The organism is Stutzerimonas sp. FeSN7, from assembly GCF_030263795.1.
Classification (GTDB): domain Bacteria; phylum Pseudomonadota; class Gammaproteobacteria; order Pseudomonadales; family Pseudomonadaceae; genus Stutzerimonas; species Stutzerimonas stutzeri.
This window is the reverse complement of record NZ_JARPMN010000001.1, coordinates 3,890,984-3,916,225: the sequence shown is the minus strand read 5'-3', so window position 1 is coordinate 3,916,225 and position 25,242 is coordinate 3,890,984. Positions and strand designations below refer to the sequence as shown.

Genomic DNA, 25,242 nt, shown 5'->3' with positions numbered 1-25,242 from the left:
GCGTGTGCGTAGGCAGGCCTGGCGTGCGCATGATCTTTCCCGCCTCAACCGAGGGCGTCGAGCGGCAGTGGCTCGATGCCGCGAGCCCGGTCGATTTTCTCGGCGACCTTGAAAGCGGCCTCCAACTCGCCGATGCCGTATTGCCGCATCAACTGATAGCGCTCGGCCTTCTCCTCGGGCTCGGTCATCGCCATGGCCAGGTAGAGGCTCGGCGGCACGGCGCGGAACAGGACTTCCATCGACTTCGACAGGATCACGCCTTCGCTGAACTTGCCGGACTCCTTGCGCGCCGACAGCATCAGCGCCTTCTGCGCCGGATTGAGTTCGCGGAAGCGCGCGACCTTCTCCACTTCGTCGGGTGGCATCGACAGGCAGATCCACCACTCGATCATCGACAGCATCGGTTCGGCGGCCTTGGGCAGATCGTCCAGGTTCTGCGTCGCCAGCCAGAACCAGGCGCCGAGCTTGCGCCACATCTTGGTGATCTTGACGACGTAAGGGGCGAGCAATGGATTGCGCGTGATGATGTGACCCTCGTCGGTGACGTTGACGATGGGGCGCCCCAGGAATTGATCCCGCTCGGCGATGTTGTTGACGGTGTTGATGAGCGAGATGTAGGCGATGGAAAGCTGCGCGTTGTAGCCCTCGCGCGCGAAGGTCGCCAGATCGACGATGGTGATGTCCGCTTCCGGCCATGGCGTGCCGGGTCGGTTGAACATTTCGCCATCCAGTCCTTGGCAGAACATATCCATCGCGTCCGCCATTTCCAGCAGGCGAGCGCGCCGGGCTTCCGGCAGCGCGGAATCGCTGGCGCGTTCGCGCAGGGCGTCGCGCACGTCCTCGGTCAGCACCGTGCGCTTCTCCGGCGCACAGCGATGCGCCGCGTCGAGAATGCACTGGCGGATCAGGCTGCGGTCGGCGCGGGTCATGCGCGCCTCTTCCTTGTCCTCGCCGCCGGTAATCATCAGGCGGGCGGTGATCTCCAGCTCGCCGAGCACGTCGCGCTGTTCGTCGCTTTCGCTCGATGCGTCTTCGGGTTCCTGTTCCTCGTCCAGGGCATCGGCGTCCAGCGTCCGCACCTGGCTGGGCGTATCGACCAGACGCCACGCATCGGCGAAGGGCGCGAGGCTCACCCCGGCGCCGGGCGCGAGCTTCACCCGATGCACCGTCAGGCCAAGGCGCTGGGCGAATTCGCCAAACAGACCGAAACTGTTCCCCGCCTCGACGATGAACAGCCGGGGCCGGTAGATCGCGACGAGCTGGTTGAGGATGTTGTTGAGCGTGGCCGATTTGCCCGAGCCGGTCGGACCGAACAGGAACAGGTGCGCGTTCATCTGCCGGTCGCGCCGGTTGAGCGGGTCGAAGGCGACGGTGCCGCCACCGCGATTGAAGAAGGTGATGCCGGGGTTCCCGGTGCCCTGATTGCGCCCCCACACGGGCGCGAGATTCGCCGCGTGCTGCGCGAACATGAGCTGGGTGTACCACTGGCGTCGATCCCTGGCCGGGTCATAGAGGCAGGGAAGCCAGCGCAGGTAACTGTTGAGCGGTGCGACCTCATCCTCCTCGCGCACGGGCAGGAGGCCGGCGTTGACCATGACATTGGCGAGTTGCAGGCCGCGCGCATCGAGTTCGGCCATGTCGCGCCCGCGCAGGTAGAAGGCCAGCGCGCCGCGATAGAGCTTGTGCGAACTGCCGATCAGCGAACGTGCCTGCTGCACGTCCTGGCGGGCCTGCTCGGACGCCAGCGTTTCGCCGACCGCTTTCTTGCCCAGGTAGTTCAGGTGCGCTTCCAGTGCGTCCTGCGGCGTGGCGACGAGGGTGAGACACATCACAGTGTCCTCGGGCATCTGGTCGAACAGCGCGTTGCAGGCATCGCCGCCTTTGCGCGTTTCCCCGGTCAAATGTCCGGTTGCCGGCGGCGTGCGCAGCCGGTCGAGCACCATGACCCGATGCGGCATATCGTCGAAAAACCAGATGCCGTTCGTCACGTCGGAGCGTGGCTGGCCGAAGAACAGCCGTTGCGAGAAGTCCGTGCCGCTGGCGAGTTCGACGTCGCCTTCGTTCGCTTCTTCGGGGTAGGCGGCCAACTGGTAGAAGCGCTCACGATCGGCAGCCGTCGCGCCCAGCAAGGTCGGGTTCGGGTTGAACCAGCGCAGCAACCAGGCGTGGATGTCCGCCGCGCCCAGGCGACGCGCCTTGACGCCGGCATTGGCGAGACCGCCGGCCAGCCGGTCGCATACCGTTGCCAGGGCCTGTTCGGGCGATTGGCCGCGACGGTGTGAAGCGCCCGGCGCGCGACGATAGACCACCATGCGCACGCGCCGCGTCTGGCCGCGCCACGGCAGGCGGGTCACGGTGGTGTCGTCGAACAGGCCGCCCGGCTTGGTGATGGCCCGTAGGTGATGCTCGAAGAACCGCAGGTAGAAGTCGCTGAACGCGCTGCCCTGCGCGCGCGGCTGGATGTAGTCCCGTAAGACGTTCAGATAGCCCGTCCAGTCGGCTTCGTCCTGGGCATAGAGCTGTACCACCCAGGGTTGCTCGTCGAGTTCGTCGAAGCTGTCCTGCAGGGCATTCTCCAGCGCGTCTCGGGCCTGCCACAGCCAATCGCTTTCGCGTCCTTCGGTGCCGATCGGTGTCAGCTCGAAGAACGCCGCCACCGATTCACCGTCCTCCAGCAACAGGCTCTTGGTATCGGCCAGATATTCCACCCACGGCAACAGGTCCACGAAGGACGGCGCCACGTCGTAGAGAGCCTGTTCGTCCGCCTGAGTGGCGGGCCGGTGTTTCGGATCGAGGCGGGTGCCGGGCTCGGGAATGCCATGCGCTTTCAGGTCGGCCACATGGCGTTCCCAGGCGTCGGCCTGCTGTGCTTCGGATTCCTCGGATGCCGGCACAGGTTTGCGCGGCCACGGCAGCGACCACGCCATTCAATAGTCCTCCACGCGCTCGCCCGGCAGGGCGTACTGCACGCGCTGATAAAACGGGAACACCGTGCTGTAGCCGGGCACCGGCACCGGATCGGTGCCGGCCAGGTGCGGGAACACGTACATCACCAGGTCCGGGTTGGGGAGGCGGTGGAACTGCCGGTAAATCTCGTTCTGCGCCGTGCGGGTGTAACGGGTCTGCACGCCGGGCGCGGCCTGCATGTCCGTGTCGGTGAGCGGCCGCCGCAGGGTTTGCCGGGCGTCCAGCAGCTCGCGCGATGCGCGGCCGCCGCCCGCCGGTCCGCCCGTTTCCTGATTCCAGATGTCGAGCATGGTCTGGTCGCCGTGGGTCAGCAGCTTCTCCTTGCTGGTCGCGCAGCCGGCCAGTGCGATGACCATGAGCACGACGGCGAGCCGTTCAATCCAGATCCGGGACATGGGAACCTCCGAGACGGTGATCGACCCGGCGCCCCTTGGCGTCGTAGTCGATGGTGAGTGGCTGCTCGATATGCACGGCGACCTTGGCGCCCGGCTCGACGTAGACGGCGGCGAAGGCCTGGCCGTAGAGCTTGTTCACCCACTGCGACATCTCCTGCACCCCGCCGGCCAGGATGCGGCCCATCGCCTCGTTGGCGGTGATCCCGACCGTCCCGATCGAGCCGTCGCTGCCGACGTAGGACACCCGGCCGCTGTCCGAGTCGATCAGCGAGGCTGCGCCCGCGCCGGCGGCCGTGATCAGGGCCTGGGTGCCGAGATACTGCTGGGCGTTGCTGCGCCGTTCACCGCTGACACAAGGGATGCCGTGGGGATCGCTGATCCAGCCGAGGCCTCCCTGGGTGCCGGTGTCGCTCCGGTTGCTGCTGTTGCGACCGGACTCTTCCGGCAGCGTGCGGATGGTGCCGTCCTCGAACACAAAGGTGATGGAGCGGATTTGCCCGCGCACGCAGGAAAGCGTCCAGTCCCCCGAGGCCGTGCCGCTGACAACCGCGCCGGCCACATCCGGGATGTCGATGCCGTTGGCCGTCAGGTTGTCGGGGCCGATCACGACCTTGAACGGATAGGGATCGTTCACCGTGCCGTCGATGGGTACGCGCCCGATAAGCGCCGTCATCGCGATCGATCCCATCAGGGTCGAGTTCGAGGGCACGGTGTAGACCGCCTCAAGCGACGACGTGCCGACGGCGCCGCCGGTGGCGCGGCCGAGGGTCTCGGATGCGGCGTCCAGGGTTTCCCCGACCGGGCTGAAATCGTTGGGGAAGCTGAAGCCGCCGCGACTGCCGCTCCTGCCTTCGGCGGGCCTGGCGTCGTCCGGCTCGATCCAGCGCACGCCGTCACGGCCGAAGTGCTGGCCGTCGCCGTCCTCCAGCCCGAGACCGATCGGCAGGTCGGTGTGGCCGGCCCTGCCCCCCAGGCCTTCAAACTGGCGTTGCAAGTCCTGCAACAACCCCTGGGCCTGTTGCCGTTCGCTGACCGCCTGTTCGCGATCCTGACGCAGTTGGGCGCGTTCGGTGTCCAGGACATTCTGGATACGTTGCTCGATCGACCGCTCGCGCTGACGCAGGCGGTCGTTCTCCGCCCGCTGGTTGCGGTTGTCGGACAGCGCGGTCTGCAATTCGGTGCGCAACTGCCGCACCTGGGCCACCAGCGTGGCGACCGTATCGTGCGGCGTGTCGCCTTCGATGCCGAGCGCCCGCATCTCGTCTGCCGTCAGTTGGCCGCCGGCATCGCCGGGGAGCGGCGATGCGCCACGGTCGCCGGAAAACAGCTTGATGCCGATGAACACCAGCAACACCGCCATCGGCAGCATCAACCACTTGAGCAGACCGTTACTGCGCATCGCCGGCTCCTTCCGCGCTGCCGGCCGCTGCGGAGGCCGGCAAGTTGTGCGCAGCGTCGATGGGACTGATGGCCGGCAGCAGCGATTGCGCCAGGCCGCGGCCGCGCGTCACCAGGTACACCACGCTGGTGTCGCGCGAATCGCCCGCCGGTCCCAGGTCGGGGTGCTGGAACGTCGCGGTGACGAAATCGCCCTGCAAGGCGCGCGGGTCCAGGTCGATCCACCGGGCGGACGTGTTGGTCAGCCGGATCGCCGTCACCCATTGATCTTCCAGCCGCCACGCGGCCAGCGCCCTGGCGCGCACCGGCAGCGTCGGCAGCAGTGTGTCGAGCGCCAGGTCGCGGCGCAGGTTCACGCGCACCACGCCGTTCACCGGCTCCACCGTGCGCAGGGGCGCGTACAGGCTCTGCGCGGCGTAGCGCGTCAGCACCACGGGAACCGGCGTCTCCCGCGCGGGGAGCCGCGCCGTGTCGGCGGCTGGTGGCTTGCCGGTGTCGCCGTAGCGCTTGGCGTGCGATTCGCCTTCGACGATGCGCACGGGTTCCAGCGGCGCCTCGCCAGGTTCGGCGGCAATGTCGAGCAGGATCAGGATGCCCGTGTCGGCATCCTGCAATTGCAGGCGGGTCGGCTCAATCGGTTCGCTGGCAAGCAGGTAGAGGGCGCCGCCGGCGCTTTGCACGCGCAGGCGGTCGCCCAGCGAGGCGGGCACGCCGACACGCACATTGCGGTCGATGAAGATCACACGCTCGTGGCCGACCACGAGAGGCACGGCCAGCGGCAACCGCTCCCAGCGCAGAATTTCCAGCGCCAGAGCGCTCGGGATCAGGCCCAAGGTCAAGGTGGCGGTTGCCAGGATGTTAAGAACAAGACGTTTCATCGCGGGACTCCCTACGGACCTCCGGGACCATCGACGGCGGAGGCGGCTGCCCCCTGCGGCGCGATGCGTTGCGGGGTGCTGCTGTAACAGTCCAGCGCCAGGCCGAAGGGATTGCGCTCCGGGTCGATATCCAGACGCACCACCTTCAGCGGGTAGCGCACCAGCGCGCGCTTGACCTGTTCGGCGCCGTGGTACTCGTCGGCCGTCACGTCCAGCGTGACGATCCAGTCGCGGTCGGACACCACGCGGACGCGCGCCGTCGGGTCGTCGCCGAAGCCGCGACCCGGAATCTCGTAGATGCCCCGCACGCGCTGACGCAGTTCGCCCGTGCTGCGGCGCTGCTCGTAGTCGCGCCGCAGGAAGATCTGACAGCCGGGTGTCAGGTAGGCCGACAGTGCGTGGATGTTGCGCGCGTAGTCGTCCTCGCCGTTCGTCGGCCAGCGGTTGAGTTGCTGGAAGACATAGAAGGTAAAGGCGTAGACCGACTCCGGCGGCACTTCCCACCACTTGCGCACGCTGCCCGAACGCAGGTCCGGCGGCACGTGGATGGTCAGATCGCGGGGCGCACTCCACCAGCCGAAGCCCAGCACCAGAGCGACGACGAACAGCGCGGCGGCTCCCATGCGCAAGGTCTTGATGTGCGCCTGGAGGTGCGTGATCTCGTTCTTGAAGCGGCTCATGGCGCACTCCTGCGCGCCGTCCAGCAGCCCGACCGCGTGACCAGCGACCTGCCGCCCGTGTAGGGCGCGAAGGCGGGATGGCGCAGCGCGATCCACCACTGAAGGTGCCGGTACAGCCAGGTGTCGGGACGCCCCCGCTTGTGGCGTCGCAACGCGCCGCCGCCAACGAACACGCCCATGCCGATGGCCGCCACGATCAGGGTCGGCACCATCGCGAGCGTGGACGCCAGCCACGCCAGCGGAATGCCCAGCATCAGGCCGACCGTGGCGGAGAGCCCCACGCAGACCCACAGTTCGTCGGCCGTCAGCCCGCGCACCACCACGGGCTGACGGTTCAGACGGTGCGGCAGGAACGTCACCGTGCCGTCGTGCAGGCTGTCCTGGCTCCCCGACATCGCCCCGACCTCCTTACAGGACGCCGGTGGCTTCGGTGAGCAGCCAGATGCCCACGACCAGCAGGATCGCGCCGATCGCGACCGTCAAACCGAACTGACCCCAGGTCTTGCGCCCGGTGTGAATCTCCGAATAGGTGCTGTAGGCGTGGTAGCAGACGCCGACGAACATCGAGGCGACCACGAGCAGCGCGACCAGCATCACGATGTCGTAACCGTAATTGCGCAGCGTCTCCATGATGCCGCTACCGGTACCCCGCGACGGGTCTTCGATGGTCGGCAGGCCCTGGGCCTGCACGATCGGCGACAGGCTCGCGGAGATCACGGCGACGGCGGGCAGGCCGGCCAGGTGGGCGAAGCGAGTGGAGATGGAACGGAAAGTCATGGCGGAATCCTCTTTGCGTCAAGAGAGAAGGAAAAACGTCAGCACGACGTACATCGCGACGAATCGCAGCGCGACGCCGAGGAACTGGCGCTGGGAGATGCTGTGTTCGGCCCAGCCGACATAGGCCGTGCGCAGTGCCCACACGCCCCACAGCAACAGCACCACGAACACGCTGCCGACCAGGACGACGGAAACATCCGCAGGGCCGAAGCCGCTGTTGGCCTGAAAGGCGGCGACCTGATCGCTCGTCATGGCGCGTCCTCCTCCTCTTGGCGGTAATCGCCGATCAGCGTTGTGGGGTCGCGCGGCTGTGCGCGCTGCGGCGTCAGGTAGTCACGGATGCCGCTACGGACACGCTCGATGTCCTCGCGCAGCCGCGCGTAGTCAAAGTGGTAGCGGGAGGCGTCCTGCTTCGGCAGGCGCTCGCTGTGCTCGGCCAGCCGGTCGAGCATGTCGAGCTGACGCACGAGCGCGGCGAGCTGCGCATGCTCGGAAGCGGTATCAGCGGCGAACGCGCTTGGCGTGACCAGCAGCAGGCAGGCTAGGGCTGGAGCCAGTGCGCGCCACCGGACGAATGCTGTGTTGGCCGTCGTGCCCATCGCGCGATCCGAAAGTTGTATGGATGGCGTGATGCTGCGGCGAGAAGGGATGCGTTTCCGCAATCAATAAGAACGGCCGATCCACCGCATTCCTTGGGCGAACGCTAGAGGTACTTCTTGAAGCTCCCGGCGGCCACGTCCACGGCCACGCCCAGCAGGACGGCGCTGGGCAGCAGGATCAGGATTGGACTCACGCTGATCGGCAACGCGAGGTAGACCGCCCACGGCAGTACCACCAGAGGCATCAAGGCCGCCTTGGCGCGGTGATAGACGAAGCCGGATTCGCGCCCAGCGCCGAAGCGGCGGATGTCACGGCGTACCAGGCCGTCCACGAGGCCAGTGAAAGCCGCCATGAGGAACAGCGGGAGCATCAGGCACAGCACCAGCAGGCGCACGAGGAACACCAGCACCGTGTACGCCGCCGCGATCAGATAGCTTTCCAGGTGGACGTAAACTTGGCTCAGGTAGTGCCGGAAATCCCTGGTCTGACCGTGGCTGCCGGCGCTGGCCTGCGCGGAGGCGTTCTGCACCCACTCCAGCAGCCCGGTCTTGAGGAAGACCCATTCATACGCCCACTCGACAATCCGATGGGCGGTGCGCCCCGGTTCCTGCACCACCACGCTGCGCGTGAAGTAGGTCGATAGCTGGTCCAGCTCGTAGGCCACCATGTCTTGCGCGTGGCGCCATCCCTGTTCCGGCCAGAACAGGTGCATGCCGATCCACTCGACCAGGATGCACAGCAGCAGCGACCCGCACAGCACGCCGAAGAAGCGAAACGGCAAGGTGACAAGGCTGGCGAGAAAACCTCTCTGGCGTACCTGTTGGCGTTGCGCCGCGACGGCCGGATCGCTCATGCCCTTCCATCCTCGGCAGGATCGGCGAAGGCCATTTGCTTGAAGTCGTCGAGCAGGTCTGCCGGCAGCGCCTCGTGCTGCAACGCCGGCAGGCCCTGGCTTTCCCACCAGTCGCCGGCATCGACGTAGTGCTGCCGCATGTAGCCGGCCAGCTCCTGCAAGTCCTTGGGCATGGCCTCGTCGGCGTCGGGCGCGGGCAGCGGCATGCGGATCTTCCACAGGTTGCCGCCTTCGAGCAGCGCGAAGGCCTGCCCCTTCGGCAGATTGACCACGTGCGCCGGTTCGATCAGCGGCACGCTGGTGGAGGTGATGCGGTCCTGCGTGTTGGACGTGAACGCGGTGTGCCCCTCGGGATCGGAGGTATCCGTGGCGCCGCTGACGATCGAGGTGGTGTACACCTCGACCTTGGGCAACTGCCGGGTCAGCAGCTCGGCGGTGATCGTCTCCCGCACGCGCAACATGAACAGGTTGTTGAAGTTGCCGATGACCTGACCGGCCTTGGCGCGGTTGCCGATGCGCGCCTCGATGTCGCTAAGTGTTTGCGTGTACGCCGTGACCTGCATACCGGCGCCGCCGCCCTTGTTCACCATGGGGATGAATTCATCGCCCATCAATTCGTTGAACTCGTCGGCATGCACATTGATCGGCACCTTGGCGCCGGTCGAGGCGCCGGGCAGGCCGTCGTCAATGCCGAACTTGTAGATATGCCCGGCGACCGATACTAGGTCGGAGAACATCGAGTTGCCCACGGCCGCCGCGACCTCGGCGTCCGACAGCGCATCCAGGCCGACGTAGACCACCGCGCGTTTGCGGATGATCTGCAACCAATCGAAGATCGGCCGCGGATCATCGAGATCGGCATAGTTCGGTGCCAGCAGTTGCGCGATCTTGCCCGTGGTGAGCTTTTCCAGCAGCGGCAGCAGCGAGGCGACGATCTTGTCGAAGTAGGTGCGGTCGTAGCGCACCGCCGAACGCAGGCCATCGAGCACCGGGTCGTAGACGCGCACCTGCGACAGGTACTGCTCGATCGCCACCACGCGCTTTTCCCGTCCGATCATGTGACGGGGAATGTTCTTGTCGTTCAGCCTACCTTCGAGCTGGACGATGACCTCCCAGGCTTTCGGTTCGGCCTTGGCGAAAAAGTGTTGCGCGTACTCGATGAACAGCGCATCGATGTTGATGACGTGGCGCTGGATCAGCAGATAGTCGGGGCGTCGTCCCAACTCCACCAAAGCGCGCGCGATGATGTTCACGAAACGCCAGGCGAACTCGCGAAACGCCGCGCTGTTGCCTTCGCCGGAGAGTTGGCCAGCGATGCGCGTGGCGACCTCCGAAATTCGTCCGAAGCGGCCCACCGCGTTGTAGCGCGCGGAGATGTCCGGCCAGCCGAGATGAAAGCAATAGAACTCCCCTGCGCGTCCGGCGCGCTGGGCCTCCACGTACATTCTTTTCAACAGGTCCGCGTCGCCCTTGGGATCAAAGACGATCACGACCTCGTGTTCGCCATTGACCCTGCGGCGGATGTCCTGGGTGATGAACAACTCCGCGAGTCTCGTCTTGCCGACACGGGTGGTGCCGAGCACCAGCGTGTGGCCGACACGCTCGCCCAGCGGCAGCGACACATCGACCTCGTGCGGTTCAATGCCGTGTAACCGTGGCAGGCCGCCGACCGGCGGCAGCGGCCGCGCCGGGTTCAACGGGTTGTCCCACGCAGTCACGCGGGCCAGCAGAGGCAGCGGGCGAGGCGCGAACTCCAAACGCTCCTCCAGCCGGCGCACGGATCGGTAGAGCGGTGTCAGCTCGACGTAGCGGCGAAACTCCGGCCGGTATGTCTGCATCAGCCTGTGGGTGTGGCGCTGATCCCAGCGAAAACCCCGGCCCACGAACAGGCGATGCTGGCTCACCGGCACGTCGCGGCTGGCCATCACATAGCGCGGCATGCGGCGGATGTTGCGGCGATAGCGCAGGATCGCCCAGGCTTCGTAGAAGCGGATGGTGCCGAAGGTCAGAAAGGCCAGCGCACCGGCCAGGCCCACCAGCGGGCTCAGTGCCAGCGACCAGGGCGCGGCGAGGCAGAGAACGGCGGCGCCGAGGCAGACCGCGACGGTGTAAAGCTCGACCGCCGGGCGCAGCAGGACTTCCACCGAATGCGGCTGGGCCATGTCACTGCTCGACCCCCGTGGCGGTGATGAGCACGGGGTAGTGGCGGATGCCGAGCCGTCGGGCCAGGTCGTCGGCGGAGATCGGGGACAGGATCAGTTCCGGCGCCAGGCGTCGCAGGGCATTCAGCGCGACCTGGGACTCGACGTTGACCACGAGGCCGACCGCGCCGAGTTCGTGCAAGACTTCCATGCGCTGACGCAGCCAGGCGCGTGAGCGTTCGTCATCACCGACGAGGAACAGCGGGCGCAGCCCCGGCGCCTCGATCACCCGACGCTCCACCGTGCCCGGCGTCAACAGCGTCGAGCGCACTGGCAGCATGTCGGCCTCGCCGTGACGTTCCCCCGGCAGCGGCGGCACCTCGATATGCGGTGGCGGTAGTGCTTGGCGAGGGTTTCGGGGCTGGAGGTTCAGCGCCTGGTAGTAGGGCAAGGCGGACGCGCCGCCCCGATCCTCGACGACGACAAGGGTCTGGTCGGCGGCATGGGCGGTGAGGGCCAGCAGACCCAGCAGCGGCAGTACGCACAGGCGGATGTTCATGGTCGATGACTCCTCGATGCGATGGACGGAACCGGGCTGCCCTGCACGCGGGCCAGATGTTTTTGAACGCTGTGGCGGTAGCGGGCTGCCGGAGCGCCACCGGCGGGGCGGTGATAGCGGCCGATGGCGACCAGCCAGTCATCGCCGGGCCTGTGGTGTTCGCGCAGGATCGCGGCGGCGACCGCGAGATTCCGGTACGGGTCCAGCAGTTCGCAGGGGTGATCGAAACGGTGTGCCTGGTATCCGGCGTTGATCTGCCCCAGACCAACGTCGATGCGTGTCGCCGGCACATCCCGCAGCGCGCGCCGCAGGTTCGCGCAGGCGGCCTCGCGGGTCTGGAACCGGCGTGCCTGGCCGGCGACATTCAAGGTCCAAGGCCACGGAGTTCGCCGTCCACGCAGCGCGATGCCGCTTTCCTGCAAGGCCACGGCGTACAACACCGCCGAGGGAATGCCGGCGTCGTGCGCGGCCAGTTGATAGGCCGGCGGCGGAATCTCCCGCGCCTGGGCGGGCGTGGTCCAGGCGGTGAGACAGAGCAGGCACAGGACGCCTGCCCGGCAAAGGCTCACTGACGCAGCCATTGCCCGTTGACCTCACGCACGACGGCCGGCAGCTCGCCCGGTACACCGATCGACAGCCAACGGCCAGCGTCGTGATTCAGGGTGATGGTCCGTGCGCGCACCTTGGCCGGCTCGATGCCTGCCTTGGCCGCCCATTGCCGGATGCGCGCATCGTCCCGGCGGCTGCCGACCATGTAGAGATCGAAGGCCGTGCCTGCGGTCTGCAATTGCCGCACGCGCTGTTCGCAGGGCGGGCAGTCGTCCTTGACAAAGACCGCCAGCCGCCCCAGGGCGCCGGACGTGGCGGGAGGGGTGCCGGCATCGGTCAGGACGACGGGCTGAAGCGTGGGATGGAGCCGCTTCCAGGCGTCGTCGTAGGCGCGCTGGTACGCCAACAATTTTTCGACGCGGCGGGCCTCGGCCTGCACCTGAAGCTCCGCGTAGCGGCGGCGTTCCTCGTCCGTGCGCGCTTCGATGCCCAGGGCCGTGAAAGGATCGAGGCCGGGCGAGTACACGCCCAGCGGCCCCTGCATCAACTGCCGGTAGCGCGCCCACTCTTCGGTTTGCAGTCCCCAATCCCGCGCCAGGCGTTCGTCGAGATCGGCGTCGATGGCGGCCCTGTCCCGGCTCTGGACGATGCGGGAGTCGGCGGCAGGCGCGTTCTGCGCGACGGCGACCGCCGAAGTCATCGAAGTGACGGCGAACGCCAGAACGAAACGAACGAACCACGGCTTCACGAAGACCTCCTACGGCACGTTCAACCGTCGCGCCTGCCCGTTGAACAGAAAGGTCGCGGTCCGCCCTTCGAGGGATTCGAGCCGCCAACCGCTCTCGGTCTCGCCGAGACGCAGCACGCGGACCGCCGCGAGTGAGCGGGAATCGGCGGGCGCGATGGACAGGAAGCGCTCGCCGGCGCGCAATTCGATGTCCAGCAGGCGGAATGGCGGTTCGACGGTCGCGGGCCGTGCGGCCTCGGCCGGAGGCAGGCGACGTGCCGGCGCGGCAGCGGATGGCGGTGGTTGGCGGACTTCCTTCAAGCGTGCTTCGAGTTGATCGAGGCGGGTTTGCAGGTGCGCGATGTCGGTCGTGGCAGGCGGTTCGGTGTCCGCCTGTTCGAGCCGGGCGAGCCGTTCCTCCAGCGCCTGGCGAACCGTGTCGAGGCTGGCCTGGGTCAGCGGTTCCAGCTCGTGCCCGGTGCTGTCCGTCAGCAGTTCCAGTTCGGTGAGGCGGCTATCGAGCAGCGCGACCTCAATGGCCGGCGCGCTGGCTCGCGCGTCCTCGGCCAGGCGGGACAGGGACACGTGATTGACGACGACAGCCGCGCTGACCAGCAGCAGCCAGGTCGCTGCGGCGACTTGCAGCAGGCGGGTGCGGGAAGTCGGATGGAAATCGGGAGGCAGGGTCATGGCAACGGCTCCTGTTCCTGGGTGAAGCACACGCGCCGCGCCACGTCATCGACGTGAAGCTCCCAGGCCGGCCCCGCCAGCGTCAGCAGGGCGTCGCGCAGGAAAAGCGGCCCAAGCCGCAGGTGCGCGGCCGGCAAGGGAAGATGGTGGAGCGGTGCGGCGTCGGGATCGGCTTCGCAAAGGGTGTAGCCGGAACGCAGCAGCACGTAGCCCAGCGCCTCGCCGACCGTCGCGGGCAGGGTCGCCGGCATCGACACGTCGATGACCTGCAACAGCAGGTCTTGCTGGGCGGCCTCCGGGACCAGCTCCACCAGCGTGTAGCGCCCATACCGAACGATGGGAATCCAGCCGTCCGGCACGGGCCGGGCTTGTGTTTCCGGCTCCGGTTCGATGACGGGTGGCGCGACGGATGATGTGGCGCATCCGGCGGTCAGGGCGGCGGCGATCAGGCCGGCGGCAAGCGCGGCGTTTCCGGCCGGGTATGGGCGGCGAATGGATAGCATGCGGCGGCTCCCAGGGGCTTCGTGATGCCACCTTCGCAGGGGAAGGCCGTCGCATCAGCGAACAAAGGGAACTGCGCTTCAACCAATTTGTTGAAATAGTCGAGGCATCAAACTTGGTGTCGCCTCACTTCAAGGTCTTCGTGATAGCTATACGCCGATTTCCTTCATCGCCCCCGCGAGCGCATCCGGGTGAGACAGGAATGCCTGGAAACCATCGGCCCAAACGGCGGCTGTCTTGTGCGCATCAATCGTCCAGCCGCTAGCCTCCTTGAAGTGGGACTCTGGAACGTTCGCCAGATCGATCCGAAGGTCGTGAAAAAGGGCGATCTCCTGATCCTCGTAATCGAAGTGGAACCTTGAAAATAACTCCGTGGTATCACCTGGCCAGTAGCCAACATAGAGCAAGGGAAGCCGTTGCTTGTGTCTACGTGCTTCCCTGAGCCACGTGTTCAAGTGCAGGTCCGCTAAGCCACTACCAAGAATGAAGACCACGTCGGCCTCCATTGCATCTCGGCTGAGTCCTGCGTAGTAGAGTCCGTAGGGCATCTGTTGCAGGCGGCCGAGCTTGTCCAGCCCTGTGATGATGGCGCTTCGCTCGATGCCCGTGCCATCCATACGGCCAAGGCTTGACCCATTGAATCCAGAGCGTTTCAGTGCCTCCGCTCTGGATGGATACCAGGCGAGTTCGCCAATCTCACAACCATCCTGCGGTAGCGGAAATCCCATGTGGACCGAGCCATGGACATGAAAGAGGGCTGGATCGTCCCAATGCGACCAGTACGAATGCGGATCGAATAGCGCGTGAGTGCCGCGTGACCGGGTAAAGCCGGTGAAGTAGCGGTCGTCCGTGGCTTGTCCGATGAAGTCGTCATAGTTGGTGGTGTATACCCTTGGCAGGAAGTGCTCCTCCAATTGAGAGAAGAAGCTTTCCAGAGACTTGAGCGGCTTCTTCGGGTTATCGCAGATCGTGGATGCCTCCTTGTAGATGACTGCCAGCATGGTCTGACAGGCAGCCTGCAAGGACTCCTGCGAGTAGTTCTTCTGCTTGTTGAGAAACGGCAACATGACTGGGCTGAATTTCGGTACGGCCCTGGGTGTTCGGTGAAGTGCATGCAGTTCACGCATCACGTGGTATATGCGCTCAAAGTGCGCTTCGCTGGAATTGCCGTCGTAGTAGCCCTCCAGTGCCGTCTTTACGTCGCGGTATACATCGACCCCACCCACCTTGGCACAGTACCTATCTGCAGCAACACCCACTTCAATTAACGCGCCCAACTGTGTTGTAGCAGGTATTCCATACTCTACCGAGGCACCAGCGCCAACCACTACCAGAGCCCGTAGTTTTCTATTTTTATTTACCATCATTTTTCCTCCGTATAACGAAATAATACTTTTATTTATTCTGGGAGACGATTTCAGAAAAACAGCCCCCGAAGGGGCCGCCAAAGATGGGTTAATACTCAATGCACCAACTGCCGTGCCAGTGCCACTTCCACCGAGTCACCGTCCTGGTTGAGAACGTCCAACCCGGATTCCGGCACGTCTCCTGACGTGCTCTGTGACACCGTGATCTTCTTGGCCATCAGCCCCAGGCAAGTCATCTGCGAGGTGGCCGCGTAGCCGAGGTAGATCACCCGGACCGGCTGCTTCTGCCCGATACGCCAGGAACGGCGCGCGGCCTGCTGCAGCGAGTACACGTTGTAGCCCGACTGCATGAACACGATGGTCGGAAACTCCAACAGGTCCAGGCCGGTTTTCACCAGCTCGGGGTTGGTGATGAGCACGTCGATGCCGCGATCCAACTGCTCGGCGATCCAGTCTTCCCGGCGGGAGGCATCCACGCTCGCGCGCAGCACCGCCACCTTGAAGCCTTCCTGCTCCAGCAGCACCTTCAAGCGCGATGTGGTGTCGCGCGTGCCGGTATAGACGCTGTAGACCAGCACCTTGCGGCCCGCCGCTTTTTCCTCGCGGCAGATGTCGATCAGCTCCCGCTCCTTCGGCATGACCTCCAGATCGGTGAACAGCGACGGCGTAAACGCCAGCAGATTGCGGGTGCGCGGATGCTTGACCGTCTCGGACCGAAAGCACGTGTCCGGCCAGGCCAGCAGCACGTTGAGGACCACACCCAGCAGCGTCGTGTCACGGCGCGCCAGCGCCTGCTTCAGCTCGGCGGTCAGTTGCCCCGCCAGGCGTCCATAGGCCTGCGCCTGCTCCGCGTCCATCGCCACTTCGCGGAACTCCTCGTCGTAGGGTGGCAGCACGTTGCCACCGATGTCCTTCAACTTGAGGAAGACCGTGAACGGCAATACGCAGCGCAGCACGCCCTTGGGACCGAAGCCGGGGGCCTTCACGGTTCGCACCGTGATCTTGCTGCCCTTGGCGGTCTTGTGGGCCGAGCCCTTGCTCTCGGAATAGATGTCCTTGAGCACACCGTGATCGCGCATGAACGCCATCGCGGCCGGCGTCAGACTGCCTTGCTTGCTCGGCCGGTAGCCGTCTTCGATCATTCGCCCAGGCAGGGCGCGGAACAGCAGGTAGAACAGGTCGTCGCCGTAGCCGCCCATCAAGGTGCCGGTCAGCAGCAGCGTCTTGCGTGACTTGGAGGCCAAGACCCCCATCGCCTGCCCCTGGGCGGAACCCGCGTTCTTGTACTCGTGCGCCTCGTCGGCGATGAGCAGGTCGAACGTGCCTTGCGGCAGGTAGCGTTTGACGTATTCCGAAGGCTGATAGCCACCTTCGCCGAAGCCGAACTCCATCGAGGCCATCGCACGTTCCATGCGCTGGGCCTGCCGGTCGGAAAACACCAGCTCGCCGTTGTCGTCCATGAGATTGATGAACTCGTACAGGTTGTCGCCCAGCATCGAAGCCAGGAACGACTCGCCGAACTTCTTCATCAGCTTCTGTGCAGTGACTTCGCCGATGGTGGGAATACGCTTGAGCGCCTTGAGCACGGCTTGCGACTGGTCGTTGACCGACAGGCGCCGGGGACGGATCAGTGTCCACAGCGCCGAGGCGCAGTGTCCGCACTTGCGGCGGGTTTCCTCCGCTTCGAGTTCCACCGGGTTGATCGGCTCGCCGTCCAGGTCGGTGATGACATGGCCGCAATGCGGGCACGCCCCCACGTCGCCGTGACGGGTACGCCAACGCACGAACACCGGCTTCCAGTGAAAGCCCATGCGCATGCGCACACGGCCGAGGACGAAGAACTCCTGCCCCTGGGGTGGTACGCCCAACTGCTCGCGCAGTTTCAGCAGCTTGACCAGCGTGTCCGGGCCGTTGAGCACCCAGACCTTGGCGCCGGCCACCGTCTCCTGAATTTCGCGCCGCCACTTGTAGACCAGGTGGGGTGGCGAGAGCACCAGGGTGCGGCGGTAGCCTTCGGCATTGAGCACGGCGGCCGTGGCAATGCCGACGGTCGTCTTGCCGCAGCCCATCTCGCCGTTGACGATCGCGGCACGTTCGCCACGATCGACCAGCAGCTCGGTGACGGCATGGACGACTTCGGCCTGGGCGGGAAACAGCTTCCGCTTCAGGCCGGCCAGGATGGTCTGGCGATGCGCCCGTGCCTGCCCGGCGTAGACAGGCGGGTTGGCGCGATTGAGAGAGTCGAGCAGCTCATCGCCGAACTCGGTGACGAAATCCTGCAAGCTGATCGTGAGTGGAGAAGCCGCCGCTTCCAGCAGGTCGCCCTGCACGGCGGTATCGGGAACAGTTTCAAGATCGAGGGACATGGTGATGCTCCAAAAAAATGGGGCATGCACCTCCCCCGATGGGGCGATGACATGCCCCAGGGTTGGGAAGAAACGCGACGGTCGAACGTCGCGGGAAAAGCGGATCAATACTCTTCAGGCAACAGCAGCGTGGTCACGCTGCGATCCCGTTCGGTGATGATCCAGAGCTTCAGGTCGGAAGTGACTTGGTAGGACGAGAGCAATCGATCCTCGCCGGACTTCAAAGCGACATCGTTCTGCCGCCTGTCGTCGTCGCAGAGATCGCCCCAATCGCCGTTGAGATGGCGCTGGAGATAGGGTCCGGGGTTGAACACACCCCGTTGAACAAGGCCATTCACGCCTGCGGTCATGAGCAATTTTCCGGCCCGAAAGCGTGGTTGAGACAGAACTGCGAGTGCCATGGTGACTACCTCTCAAGAAAAGGGGCCACGGCACCCCACAGGGGCGACATGACCCCGGTGGGTGGATAAAAACGACGGCGAACCGTCAAGGAACAAAGATCAGCGAATGGTCAGTACCTGGCCCCATGTGGGAGAGCCAAGGGTCATGTCCCACGCCCTGATAACAGGCACGAACCTGTCGGTGAGGATGCGCGTCTCGGCCACGGAGCCATCGTCACGCTCGGTGTATTCCGTCTGGTGAGACTTCTCCTTGTGGGTATCACCTTTGACGACGAGCGTGCGGCCGTTCTTCGATTGCACGACGCCTGAAACCGCGCCTGCGGCCAGAGCCAGGGCGAGATGCCAGTGCGACAGGGCGCGCGCCGGGGGCCGTTGCAGTTGCTGCGCGGCGCCCAGGTGCGTGTCGATTGACGGCCACAGCCCTTGCAGGCGCTGTACCTCGTCGGCGAACTGCTCGGGTTCGAGCGTGACGCGATAGAAGTGCTCCGGTTCGACGGGAGACGCCGGAACCGTGTAAGGCTGGAACGGCCATTCGCAGGGCAATTCCTCGGCTTCGATGTCGCCTTGCCCGACTTGCAGCAAAAGGCTGCGCGCCGTCTTGGCGTCCTCCGGCACCTGCTCGCGCTGACGCACGCGCCGGCCGAAGATCACCACCTGCTTGAACTGCACGTCCACCGCACGGTAGATGCGCAGATCGGCGAAGTGGCGGGTCAGCCAGCCGACGAACTCGGCATCGAGTACATAGGCCGGGATGATGAGCACCAGCACACCGTCGTATTGCAACAGCGGCAGACTGCGCTGATAGAACAGCTTCTCCAACCGTGCGCGCCCCTGACCCTGGTAGCCGATGTTGCCATCGACGCCCCGCGTCAGATCGCCATAAGGCGGATTGAGCCACAGCAGTCCGAAGGACTGGCGGGAAATCAGCGAGTCCATCAGGTCGCCATGCAGACAACGATCGACGAGTCTGCGCGCATGGGTGGCGCGCTCCGCGTCGTACTCGACGGCAAATGCCTTCACCTGTTCGTGCCCGAGGGCATGAGCGGCTTCGGCGATCGCGACGCCTTCGCCGGCGCAGGGATCGAGGATGCACATGGGGCCAGAGGACGGCGCCAGTGCGGTCAGGGCTCTTTCCAACGTGGGTTCGTCTGTCGGGAAGTAGCCGTTCTTGATGAAGTTGCGCGCAAGGCGCGGAAACATGAGAGCCATGGGAATCTCCTGTGAAGAAGTGGGATGAAAGCGGGGCACGCGCGACGCACATGCCCGTGTGGTGAGCGTCAGGCCACCCGCCGCAGCGGTTTGCCCGAGGCCAGCTCGACCTGCGAAACACCAAGGGTGCCGTTGCGGATCAGTTCGCCCAGCGCCGTGGTCAGCGCCGGAACGTCCAGGGCCAGCCGATGGCCTTCCAGCGGCCCGAGGGCGAACGGAAGGCGCGTCAGCATGTCCCGTGATTGCAGCAGCTCCAGCACGGCATCGCGCCAGTGATCGAGCAGCGGCAGGGGGCAGGTCTCCCGCACCAGCGCCCATAGGCGTTCGGTGTGGTCGGTCACTGTCCTGGGCAGTAGCGCCAATGCGCTGGCGTTGGCCTTGTCGGGCTTCACGCAGCGCTTGTCGAACAGCCACAGATGAGACATGGAACCGAACAGCGTGCGCCGGAAGGCGCGCGTGGTGCGCTTCTCCAGGTTGTCGGGATTGCCGACGAAGACCGGGATCGACGCCTGATCGGTGACGAGATGGAACTGATCCAGTCCCTGCTCATTGCGCCCAAGGGTCAGGCGAGCCAGGAACTCCTGGACGGCGGTATCGCGCGCCCAGACGGACAGGAAGACCAGGTTGCCGTGCTCGTCGCCGATGCAGCCGTCGGCCATGAGGTCGGGGCATTCGTCGATGCGATAGAGCACACTGGATGATGTGGATGCAGGCATGGTGATGTCCTCGAAGTAAAAAGAGGCAGCACCGCCCGCGAGGGCAGTCACTGCCCCAGGGGGATGGAAGGAAACGCCGTAGGCGTCTTGGCAAAGAGAACGACCAGTGCGTCGCAACGCACCGTAGCCTTGAAGGTCTAGGCTACCTGGGCATGTTGTCGGCAACGCCGACGGACATGGGAAGTAGCCTGCTTCAACAGGCCGATGAGCGGGAGCGAAAAACCGCCACGCGACGCCACCCTGTTTGCAAAGGGGCTCCGAAGGGGCGTCCGCCGAACAAAAAAAGCGGACCATGCCGACATGGGCATGATCCGCTTGATGGTCAGGCTTTCAACTGACGCAGACCTTCCGCCAGCAGCCAGAGCGCCCGGTTCAGCCGGACGTTCTGGTCGATGCCTTGAACGGGCCGCGTGCGTTGCTGGCGCCCGTTCGCGGTACGTCCGGTCAGGCCGCCTTTGACGAGGTTCTCCTGCACTCGGTTGAAGGTGGACCACAGGTCCAAACGGTTGTCGTCGAAACGACGTGGCCCCAGAACCTGACTCTCCGTGATCGGCAAGGTCTTGCCGGGATCGTCGTATTTGAGGGCCAACGCCGATCTGGCGAAGACTTCGGACTCACCCTCTTCGAGTGTGATGGCACGCATGGCGTCGCGCGAGTGTTGCACTTGCTCGAAACCCTGCAAGACCTCATAGGCGCCTTCGATGACGTGATCGGTGACGTTGCCCTTGTGAGGAACGCGGACGTCGGCGAAGGTGTCGCCGCACACCAAGCCGTTCTGGCAGACGAAGCGGAACATGCCCGCCAGCATCTGATAGCTGCTGGTGCCGTCGTGCGAGTTGAGCAGGATGATCTCATTCGCCTCGGTGCCGTTGATCTGGCTCTCGTGGCGAAGCCGCAGCATGTGCTTGGTGTAGTCACGGCGATCTTCGTGGCGCACACGTGTCTGGCACACCATGAACGGTTGGAACCCCTCCTTGCGCAGCTCCGTCAACACGGCCGCGGTCGGGATGTAGCTGTAGCGCTGGGAACGGCTTTCGTGCGGGGTCTCCGCGAAGATGGATGGGGCGACGGTGCGGATCTGATCATCCGACAACGGGTGATCCGAACGCAGCACCGGAGAACGATAAGAAAAGCGGGATGCGAGTTTCATGACTATCTCCTTTTGAGGATTGGAGCAATCGGCATCGAGAGGCCAAAAGCCGGATGCGTGCGATTGCATGGGACAAAGAAAGGCCCTGCGGGGCAGGGCCTGGGTGGGTCAGGTAAAGAGGAATGCAGCCCCGTGAAGCACGGGCCTGCGGTTCAGTCCGGCTCGAATTGCCGGCTGTAGGGGTTGAAGCGAAGCGCCTCGTTCCCCTTGAGGATCGGTGTGAAACCGTCCAGGTAGAGGTTGGCGAGGTACTGGTCGCGGTAGGTCAACGCCTGCCGTGCCTGTTCTTCGGTGAGACCGTCGCTGATGAAGTGATCGAGCAGTTCCTCGTCGGAAGAAACTTCGTTGTTGGACAACTGATCTTCGACGAGGCGCAGCAACGACGCCGGGAGAGAGGCCAGGATCGGGTCCATGACGTACCTCCCGTGCTCAGGCCACTGACGCCGGCATGCGCCGACGTGCGTGATGGGCGAGCACGCCTTCCCGCCACTCGGGGGATTGCACCGGCGCCATGTCGAGATAGCGCAACGGGCACGAGTAGTAGTAGGGGTGCATGGATTCATCCAGGGGCTTGTGGCCCCATTCGCCGCCCGAGCCTTGCAGCAGGTCGCAACGGATGACGTTAATGGAATCGCCGGCAGCGAGCTTCATGAATCCCGCCTGCTTGGCGGTAATGCGCACCACGGACCACAGCACGTTGCCGCGCAGGGTGTGGGCGATGACCTCCGAGCGAGCGTTTTCACTCTCCTGCGGTTCGATCAGTTCGCGGATCAGTTGGTCGCGGGTTTGCCGCGAGAAATACCAGCCCATGGGAGTTCTCCTGTGAAAAGCCGGAGCACTCCCCCGACGGGGGAAATACCCCGGCGGGTGGTTGGAACGTCGCGGGAAGCGACGGAGGGATCAGGCGGAGGCGATATGCCAGTCCTGGGACAGCGGCGCGAACTCGTAGCCCAAGGCACCGAGACGGTCCCGTTGCTGACGCAACAGGCGGCGATCGACGGTGGCATCGAGCTTGACGATCTCGCCCAGCGGCCAGAGAGCGCCGAACAGCGTGGCGTCGTCGTCCTGTGTCACCGGCTTGGAAGCCGGCTTGGCGGGAACGTCGGCGCCGAACGGCGTGGTATCGACCAGGGGATCGCTGGACGTTGCCGCCTTCGCTTCGGCAGGTGCCGAAGTGGACGGGACAGGCGTCTGCGCTTCCTCGTCGATCGGATCGACTTCCTGCGGACTCAGCCGGTTGGCTTCATCGCGGCTCAGGTGGTCGATGTTCGATAAGGTCATTCCGCCCAGGTGCGCGCGGATCTCGATGACCATGCGGCCGCTGGTGTTGTACGTCGAAGGGCGAATCTCGGTGATGACGAAATCGCCCTCGTACTTGCCTTCGCGGTACTGGTCCAACTCGGCGTTCTTGATGACGAACTCGCCGATGGAGGTGGCGAGGCGGCCGACGTTGAAGTCGCCGTTCCTGCCGTGGATGGTCTTGATGGCCAATTGGCCGGGAAGCGTAATCATGGGTCAGCTCCTTACGATGAGGTCACGAGACGCCGACCGGAAAGACCGGCGGCTCGTTGGATGGAAAGGAAGCAAGGCCCCGGTGAGGGGGCCTTGTGGGTTCAGAACGACTCGGCCAACGCCGGTACTTCGGCTGCTTCGTCGTCGGAAACCGTCTCGGATGCGGGTGCATCCTGGACAGCGGGTTCGCTCGAAACGCTGGGCGCTTCGTCGCGAGCCGTTTCCTCGGAGGCCTTGGGTTCGGCCTTGTAGACGAGCTGGCCATCGACCTTGATCCAGCTCACGAAGAGCAGGCGGGCCTTCAGGCTGACGCTCTGTTCGCCGACACGCTTCCCCTTGCTGTAGGTGAAGATGTCGGTCCACAGATCGCCCAGACGAAAGCCGATCAGCACTTTGCGTTCGGCCTCGACGGCGGGGACGCAACGGCGGATCAGGTGCTGCGCCTCGCTGCCGGATACGCGCACGTCGAAACGGCGGTACTCCGGCTTATCGCTGGGACCATTGAGCGCCGCGACGTCGCAGGCAAGGAAGGTATCGCCTTTCTTGGGTTTCACTTCGCGGATGCGATTGAGATACCCGAGGCCGGTGATGTGCAGGTCGAAGAAGTTGGACTTTTCGGATGAAGTGGTCATGGTGAATCTCCAGACTTGAGGGACAAGAAGGCGGAGACACACCCACCCCGGCGGGGAGGCATAACCCCCGCGCGGGTTGATGGATCGAACGATCCAGGTACTGCTTGTGCATCCTTCGCCCTGGGAGGGGCGAACGTTCGCGCATGGGATGCTGGTGCGAACTGGATCGGTCACGCGGTCGGAACCGCGTCGTAGCCTCGAAGACCGTGACTACCTGGGCATGTTGCTGACGGATCAGCGGAACATGGCCGCAGCGTGGCATGGCGGCAGCGAACCGGCGACCGTCAATCGGCTTCCGCAGCCATCCCTATTTCTGTGGGGCACAAAGAGAAAGAGCCCCGTGAAGGGGCTCAAGGTGGAGAGGGTCAGTCTTCGTAGACAGGCAGGCCGTCCAGTATCGCGGCGTTCGGATCGAAGACCAGTATGCGCACGTCCGCCATGGCGGCCAGGTGCATCACGTTCAGCAGCGGCGTGGGGACGCACGCATCCGTCTGATCGTTGTGCAGCGCCTGGGCATTGCGGCCATCGACGATTTCGAGATTGGCGTCGGTCCAGGGCGTAGCGATCAACTTCACGCCCACGGCATCGCTGTCGGGAATCCTGAAGGCTTCAAACAACAGGCCGGTGAGCGTGGATGTGTCCGCGAGGTCTTCGAGGTACTGCATCGTTTCCTCGGGAAGGTGCCCGGAACTGATCTCCCAGCACCGGCTGTAGTGGCCGGTATCGAAGGTCAGCCTCCGCACCACGTCGCGGGCGGCTTCTTCGGAATAGGTATCGCCGACATGCACCGGCGTCCCGAAGTCGTCCGCCATGACGGCATAGATCACCGTGCGCGCGATGCCATGGTTCCGGCATTGAGCGTCCAGTTCATCCGGCACGGCTTGGCCTTGAGTGATCAAGGTGAAGTCGTCGCAGAAGACGCATTCAAAACGCTGGATCTGGTCGTCCCGCAGATGGGACTGCGAGGCGTGCAGCGGAAGATAGATCAGCGGGCAGTCGTCATCGTAGGCGATGGCGATCATTCGCTGAATGGAAAGGCCGTTGTAGCCACGGACGAAGGGATTGGAAACGGGATTGGCAGTGGGGTTCATGATGGTTCTCCAGTAGAGGAAAGGCGGAGCCGATCCCCTGCCGGGGATCGACCCCAGAGGGATGAAAGAAACGGTGCCCGTCACGGATGACGGTCCGCAGGTGCTGTTACCAGCCGGTGTAGTTGAGGATCAGCGCGGCGATGATCTTGCGTCGCTCCAGGTCCAGGCCGCTCAGGTCGGCCAGACCGTGGACGCCAACGCGCTTGAGCAGCGCACCGCCGTCCTTGGAGTTGTAGAAGCTCACCATCGCGGCGAGAAAAACCCTTTCGCCGGAACTCATGGTGCCGATGGTCTTCTTGATGACGGCGACGTTTGGACACAAGTCCCACTTGTCCACGGCCAGGTTCAGACATTCCTGCGTGCCGTTGCCGAACAGGCCGGGGCCGACCAGTTCGACGCCGCGCTTCCAGGCGTGGAAAAAGGCGTCGGGGGCTTTCGAGAAGTGCAGATCGTTGCGCGCGATCTCGTCAAAGATCGCCTGCTCGCTCATCGGATTCATGACGAGGTTCTCCTGATGATAGATGGATGGGGATCACGGGTACTGGCGCTGCGTCCATACGCTGGTTTCCAGGGCATGGCGAGCGGCCTCGTGGCTCGGGAAATACTCGACGGACTCGCGGGAGACGGGGCCGTCGTCGTCGAAGGTGCCGATGTAGTGCCCGGCGGCACTGCGCAGCACCTGCAAGGGCAGGCTTTTGCCCACATACGCCAGCGCCAGCAGACCCGAAGGGCCTGTGGGCTTGAGTGCGACAGGATCGAAGGACATGGTGCTCTCCTATGAAGGGATGGGAAGCGCCACATCCCGACGGGATGAAGCGGATTCCCGTGGGGTGGAACGAAGCATCGTCGCCAGGACATGGCGATCGTCCGCAGGAGCGATGCGAAGCGGACTGGATCGGTCAACGCGGAAGAACCGCGCCGCAGCTTTGAAGACCGAAGCTGCCTGGGCATGGTGCTGACGGAGGTCAGCGCGCATGGGGTGTAGGTTCGGAGGCTTGGCGTGCATTGGCGAGCCGAAATCCGCTCGCGGTGATCGCCCGATTGCTTGCCGAGCGTGGTGCGTCGGCGCAGCGAACGCTGGCG

General features: G+C 64.8%; 28 protein-coding genes and 1 pseudogene. All 29 read right to left on the bottom strand.

Annotation, left to right across the window (positions count from 1 at the left end; genetic code table 11):
• Positions 1-44: 44 nt before the first annotated feature.
• The 29 genes and pseudogenes from P5703_RS18760 to P5703_RS18620 all read right to left on the bottom strand — a co-directional run bounded on the left by P5703_RS18760 (position 45) and on the right by P5703_RS18620 (position 24,925).
• Entirely contained in the window at positions 45-2,927 is a 2,883-nt protein-coding gene (locus tag P5703_RS18760) for a conjugative transfer ATPase (protein WP_285588866.1), read from the bottom strand.
• Entirely contained in the window at positions 2,928-3,362 is a 435-nt protein-coding gene (locus P5703_RS18755; protein WP_285588862.1) for a TIGR03751 family conjugal transfer lipoprotein, read from the bottom strand.
• Complete coding sequence (locus P5703_RS18750) at positions 3,343-4,761, bottom strand: TIGR03752 family integrating conjugative element protein (RefSeq protein ID WP_084341941.1); 1,419 nt, start codon at positions 4,759-4,761, stop codon at positions 3,343-3,345. Before P5703_RS18750 ends, P5703_RS18755 begins: the two co-directional genes overlap by 20 nt.
• Positions 4,751-5,638 (bottom strand): TIGR03749 family integrating conjugative element protein, encoded by an 888-nt coding sequence (locus P5703_RS18745; RefSeq protein ID WP_042921493.1) that lies wholly within the window; start codon positions 5,636-5,638, stop codon positions 4,751-4,753. The genes P5703_RS18750 and P5703_RS18745 overlap by 11 nt, the downstream gene beginning before the upstream one ends.
• Before the next feature lie 11 nt (positions 5,639-5,649).
• Entirely contained in the window at positions 5,650-6,318 is a 669-nt protein-coding gene (locus tag P5703_RS18740) for a PFL_4703 family integrating conjugative element protein (RefSeq protein ID WP_042921494.1), read from the bottom strand.
• Positions 6,315-6,713, bottom strand: coding sequence for a TIGR03750 family conjugal transfer protein (locus tag P5703_RS18735; RefSeq protein ID WP_042921497.1), 399 nt, complete (start codon positions 6,711-6,713; stop codon positions 6,315-6,317). Before P5703_RS18735 ends, P5703_RS18740 begins: the two co-directional genes overlap by 4 nt.
• A 13-nt stretch (positions 6,714-6,726) precedes the next feature.
• Complete coding sequence (locus tag P5703_RS18730; RefSeq protein WP_042921499.1) at positions 6,727-7,095, bottom strand: TIGR03745 family integrating conjugative element membrane protein; 369 nt, start codon at positions 7,093-7,095, stop codon at positions 6,727-6,729.
• A gap of 18 nt (positions 7,096-7,113) precedes the next feature.
• On the bottom strand, positions 7,114-7,347 hold the full coding sequence (locus tag P5703_RS18725; RefSeq protein WP_042921501.1) for a TIGR03758 family integrating conjugative element protein: 234 nt from the start codon (positions 7,345-7,347) through the stop codon (positions 7,114-7,116).
• Positions 7,344-7,694: an integrative conjugative element protein, RAQPRD family gene (locus P5703_RS18720; RefSeq protein ID WP_042921502.1), complete on the bottom strand. Its 351-nt coding sequence runs from the start codon at positions 7,692-7,694 to the stop codon at positions 7,344-7,346. Before P5703_RS18720 ends, P5703_RS18725 begins: the two co-directional genes overlap by 4 nt.
• Before the next feature lie 104 nt (positions 7,695-7,798).
• On the bottom strand, positions 7,799-8,548 hold the full coding sequence (locus P5703_RS18715) for a TIGR03747 family integrating conjugative element membrane protein (protein WP_042921504.1): 750 nt from the start codon (positions 8,546-8,548) through the stop codon (positions 7,799-7,801).
• On the bottom strand, positions 8,545-10,710 hold the full coding sequence (traD, locus tag P5703_RS18710) for a type IV conjugative transfer system coupling protein TraD (RefSeq protein WP_279641798.1): 2,166 nt from the start codon (positions 10,708-10,710) through the stop codon (positions 8,545-8,547). The genes P5703_RS18715 and traD overlap by 4 nt, the downstream gene beginning before the upstream one ends.
• A gap of 1 nt (position 10,711) precedes the next feature.
• Positions 10,712-11,248: an integrating conjugative element protein gene (locus tag P5703_RS18705; protein ID WP_279641797.1), complete on the bottom strand. Its 537-nt coding sequence runs from the start codon at positions 11,246-11,248 to the stop codon at positions 10,712-10,714.
• Positions 11,245-11,829, bottom strand: a complete 585-nt coding sequence (locus P5703_RS18700) for a transglycosylase SLT domain-containing protein (protein ID WP_279641796.1) — start codon at positions 11,827-11,829, stop codon at positions 11,245-11,247. The genes P5703_RS18705 and P5703_RS18700 overlap by 4 nt, the downstream gene beginning before the upstream one ends.
• Positions 11,814-12,497 carry a TIGR03759 family integrating conjugative element protein gene (locus P5703_RS18695; protein WP_279641812.1) on the bottom strand — a complete coding sequence of 228 codons (684 nt, stop codon included), beginning with the start codon at positions 12,495-12,497 and terminating at the stop codon, positions 11,814-11,816. Before P5703_RS18695 ends, P5703_RS18700 begins: the two co-directional genes overlap by 16 nt.
• A 57-nt stretch (positions 12,498-12,554) precedes the next feature.
• The gene (locus P5703_RS18690) at positions 12,555-13,214 is read right to left on the bottom strand and encodes a hypothetical protein (RefSeq protein WP_279641795.1); all 660 of its coding nucleotides are present in this window, start codon (positions 13,212-13,214) and stop codon (positions 12,555-12,557) included.
• Positions 13,214-13,717, bottom strand: a pseudogene (pilL2, locus tag P5703_RS18685) (PFGI-1 class ICE element type IV pilus protein PilL2); the annotation flags it as partial. The pseudogene pilL2 and the gene P5703_RS18690, both read right to left, overlap by 1 nt.
• Positions 13,718-13,864: 147 nt before the next feature.
• Positions 13,865-15,082: an SIR2 family protein gene (locus P5703_RS18680; RefSeq protein WP_234492730.1), complete on the bottom strand. Its 1,218-nt coding sequence runs from the start codon at positions 15,080-15,082 to the stop codon at positions 13,865-13,867.
• 95 nt (positions 15,083-15,177) lie between these two features.
• Positions 15,178-17,448 (bottom strand): DEAD/DEAH box helicase family protein, encoded by a 2,271-nt coding sequence (locus tag P5703_RS18675; protein WP_173603199.1) that lies wholly within the window; start codon positions 17,446-17,448, stop codon positions 15,178-15,180.
• A gap of 104 nt (positions 17,449-17,552) precedes the next feature.
• Positions 17,553-17,849, bottom strand: a complete 297-nt coding sequence (locus P5703_RS18670; protein WP_279641794.1) for a hypothetical protein — start codon at positions 17,847-17,849, stop codon at positions 17,553-17,555.
• Positions 17,850-17,948: 99 nt separating this feature from the next.
• Positions 17,949-19,130 carry a DUF6094 domain-containing protein gene (locus P5703_RS18665; RefSeq protein WP_502989188.1) on the bottom strand — a complete coding sequence of 394 codons (1,182 nt, stop codon included), beginning with the start codon at positions 19,128-19,130 and terminating at the stop codon, positions 17,949-17,951.
• A complete protein-coding gene (locus P5703_RS18660; protein ID WP_121721622.1) occupies positions 19,127-19,774 on the bottom strand; it encodes a hypothetical protein in 648 nt (215 codons plus the stop codon). The genes P5703_RS18665 and P5703_RS18660 overlap by 4 nt, the downstream gene beginning before the upstream one ends.
• Positions 19,775-20,096: 322 nt before the next feature.
• Positions 20,097-20,924 carry a DUF932 domain-containing protein gene (locus tag P5703_RS18655; protein ID WP_121721623.1) on the bottom strand — a complete coding sequence of 276 codons (828 nt, stop codon included), beginning with the start codon at positions 20,922-20,924 and terminating at the stop codon, positions 20,097-20,099.
• Between the two features lie 152 nt (positions 20,925-21,076).
• Positions 21,077-21,337 (bottom strand): hypothetical protein, encoded by a 261-nt coding sequence (locus P5703_RS18650; RefSeq protein WP_121721624.1) that lies wholly within the window; start codon positions 21,335-21,337, stop codon positions 21,077-21,079.
• A gap of 16 nt (positions 21,338-21,353) precedes the next feature.
• The gene (locus P5703_RS18645) at positions 21,354-21,734 is read right to left on the bottom strand and encodes a hypothetical protein (protein ID WP_121721625.1); all 381 of its coding nucleotides are present in this window, start codon (positions 21,732-21,734) and stop codon (positions 21,354-21,356) included.
• A 90-nt stretch (positions 21,735-21,824) separates the two neighbouring features.
• Positions 21,825-22,436, bottom strand: a complete 612-nt coding sequence (locus P5703_RS18640) for a DUF3275 family protein (protein ID WP_023464540.1) — start codon at positions 22,434-22,436, stop codon at positions 21,825-21,827.
• 101 nt (positions 22,437-22,537) lie between these two features.
• Positions 22,538-23,068, bottom strand: coding sequence for an STY4534 family ICE replication protein (locus P5703_RS18635; RefSeq protein ID WP_121721626.1), 531 nt, complete (start codon positions 23,066-23,068; stop codon positions 22,538-22,540).
• Positions 23,069-23,433: 365 nt separating this feature from the next.
• Complete coding sequence (locus P5703_RS18630) at positions 23,434-24,159, bottom strand: DUF5983 family protein (RefSeq protein WP_121721627.1); 726 nt, start codon at positions 24,157-24,159, stop codon at positions 23,434-23,436.
• Positions 24,160-24,265: 106 nt separating this feature from the next.
• Positions 24,266-24,658, bottom strand: coding sequence for a hypothetical protein (locus P5703_RS18625; RefSeq protein ID WP_121721628.1), 393 nt, complete (start codon positions 24,656-24,658; stop codon positions 24,266-24,268).
• Positions 24,659-24,691: 33 nt separating this feature from the next.
• The gene (locus P5703_RS18620; protein ID WP_121721629.1) at positions 24,692-24,925 is read right to left on the bottom strand and encodes a hypothetical protein; all 234 of its coding nucleotides are present in this window, start codon (positions 24,923-24,925) and stop codon (positions 24,692-24,694) included.
• Between the last annotated feature and the right edge of the window lie 317 nt (positions 24,926-25,242).

Coding starts and splice junctions, on each gene's coding strand:
- P5703_RS18760 (WP_285588866.1), bottom strand. CDS start 2,927: ATGGCGTGGTCGCTGCCGTGGCCGCGCAAACCTGTGCCGGCATCCGAG.
- P5703_RS18755 (WP_285588862.1), bottom strand. CDS start 3,362: ATGTCCCGGATCTGGATTGAACGGCTCGCCGTCGTGCTCATGGTCATC.
- P5703_RS18750 (WP_084341941.1), bottom strand. CDS start 4,761: ATGCGCAGTAACGGTCTGCTCAAGTGGTTGATGCTGCCGATGGCGGTG.
- P5703_RS18745 (WP_042921493.1), bottom strand. CDS start 5,638: ATGAAACGTCTTGTTCTTAACATCCTGGCAACCGCCACCTTGACCTTG.
- P5703_RS18740 (WP_042921494.1), bottom strand. CDS start 6,318: ATGAGCCGCTTCAAGAACGAGATCACGCACCTCCAGGCGCACATCAAG.
- P5703_RS18735 (WP_042921497.1), bottom strand. CDS start 6,713: ATGTCGGGGAGCCAGGACAGCCTGCACGACGGCACGGTGACGTTCCTG.
- P5703_RS18730 (WP_042921499.1), bottom strand. CDS start 7,095: ATGACTTTCCGTTCCATCTCCACTCGCTTCGCCCACCTGGCCGGCCTG.
- P5703_RS18725 (WP_042921501.1), bottom strand. CDS start 7,347: ATGACGAGCGATCAGGTCGCCGCCTTTCAGGCCAACAGCGGCTTCGGC.
- P5703_RS18720 (WP_042921502.1), bottom strand. CDS start 7,694: ATGGGCACGACGGCCAACACAGCATTCGTCCGGTGGCGCGCACTGGCT.
- P5703_RS18715 (WP_042921504.1), bottom strand. CDS start 8,548: ATGAGCGATCCGGCCGTCGCGGCGCAACGCCAACAGGTACGCCAGAGA.
- traD (WP_279641798.1), bottom strand. CDS start 10,710: ATGGCCCAGCCGCATTCGGTGGAAGTCCTGCTGCGCCCGGCGGTCGAG.
- P5703_RS18705 (WP_279641797.1), bottom strand. CDS start 11,248: ATGAACATCCGCCTGTGCGTACTGCCGCTGCTGGGTCTGCTGGCCCTC.
- P5703_RS18700 (WP_279641796.1), bottom strand. CDS start 11,829: ATGGCTGCGTCAGTGAGCCTTTGCCGGGCAGGCGTCCTGTGCCTGCTC.
- P5703_RS18695 (WP_279641812.1), bottom strand. CDS start 12,497: ATGACTTCGGCGGTCGCCGTCGCGCAGAACGCGCCTGCCGCCGACTCC.
- P5703_RS18690 (WP_279641795.1), bottom strand. CDS start 13,214: ATGACCCTGCCTCCCGATTTCCATCCGACTTCCCGCACCCGCCTGCTG.
- P5703_RS18680 (WP_234492730.1), bottom strand. CDS start 15,082: ATGATGGTAAATAAAAATAGAAAACTACGGGCTCTGGTAGTGGTTGGC.
- P5703_RS18675 (WP_173603199.1), bottom strand. CDS start 17,448: ATGTCCCTCGATCTTGAAACTGTTCCCGATACCGCCGTGCAGGGCGAC.
- P5703_RS18670 (WP_279641794.1), bottom strand. CDS start 17,849: ATGGCACTCGCAGTTCTGTCTCAACCACGCTTTCGGGCCGGAAAATTG.
- P5703_RS18660 (WP_121721622.1), bottom strand. CDS start 19,774: ATGCCTGCATCCACATCATCCAGTGTGCTCTATCGCATCGACGAATGC.
- P5703_RS18655 (WP_121721623.1), bottom strand. CDS start 20,924: ATGAAACTCGCATCCCGCTTTTCTTATCGTTCTCCGGTGCTGCGTTCG.
- P5703_RS18650 (WP_121721624.1), bottom strand. CDS start 21,337: ATGGACCCGATCCTGGCCTCTCTCCCGGCGTCGTTGCTGCGCCTCGTC.
- P5703_RS18645 (WP_121721625.1), bottom strand. CDS start 21,734: ATGGGCTGGTATTTCTCGCGGCAAACCCGCGACCAACTGATCCGCGAA.
- P5703_RS18640 (WP_023464540.1), bottom strand. CDS start 22,436: ATGATTACGCTTCCCGGCCAATTGGCCATCAAGACCATCCACGGCAGG.
- P5703_RS18635 (WP_121721626.1), bottom strand. CDS start 23,068: ATGACCACTTCATCCGAAAAGTCCAACTTCTTCGACCTGCACATCACC.
- P5703_RS18630 (WP_121721627.1), bottom strand. CDS start 24,159: ATGAACCCCACTGCCAATCCCGTTTCCAATCCCTTCGTCCGTGGCTAC.
- P5703_RS18625 (WP_121721628.1), bottom strand. CDS start 24,658: ATGAATCCGATGAGCGAGCAGGCGATCTTTGACGAGATCGCGCGCAAC.
- P5703_RS18620 (WP_121721629.1), bottom strand. CDS start 24,925: ATGTCCTTCGATCCTGTCGCACTCAAGCCCACAGGCCCTTCGGGTCTG.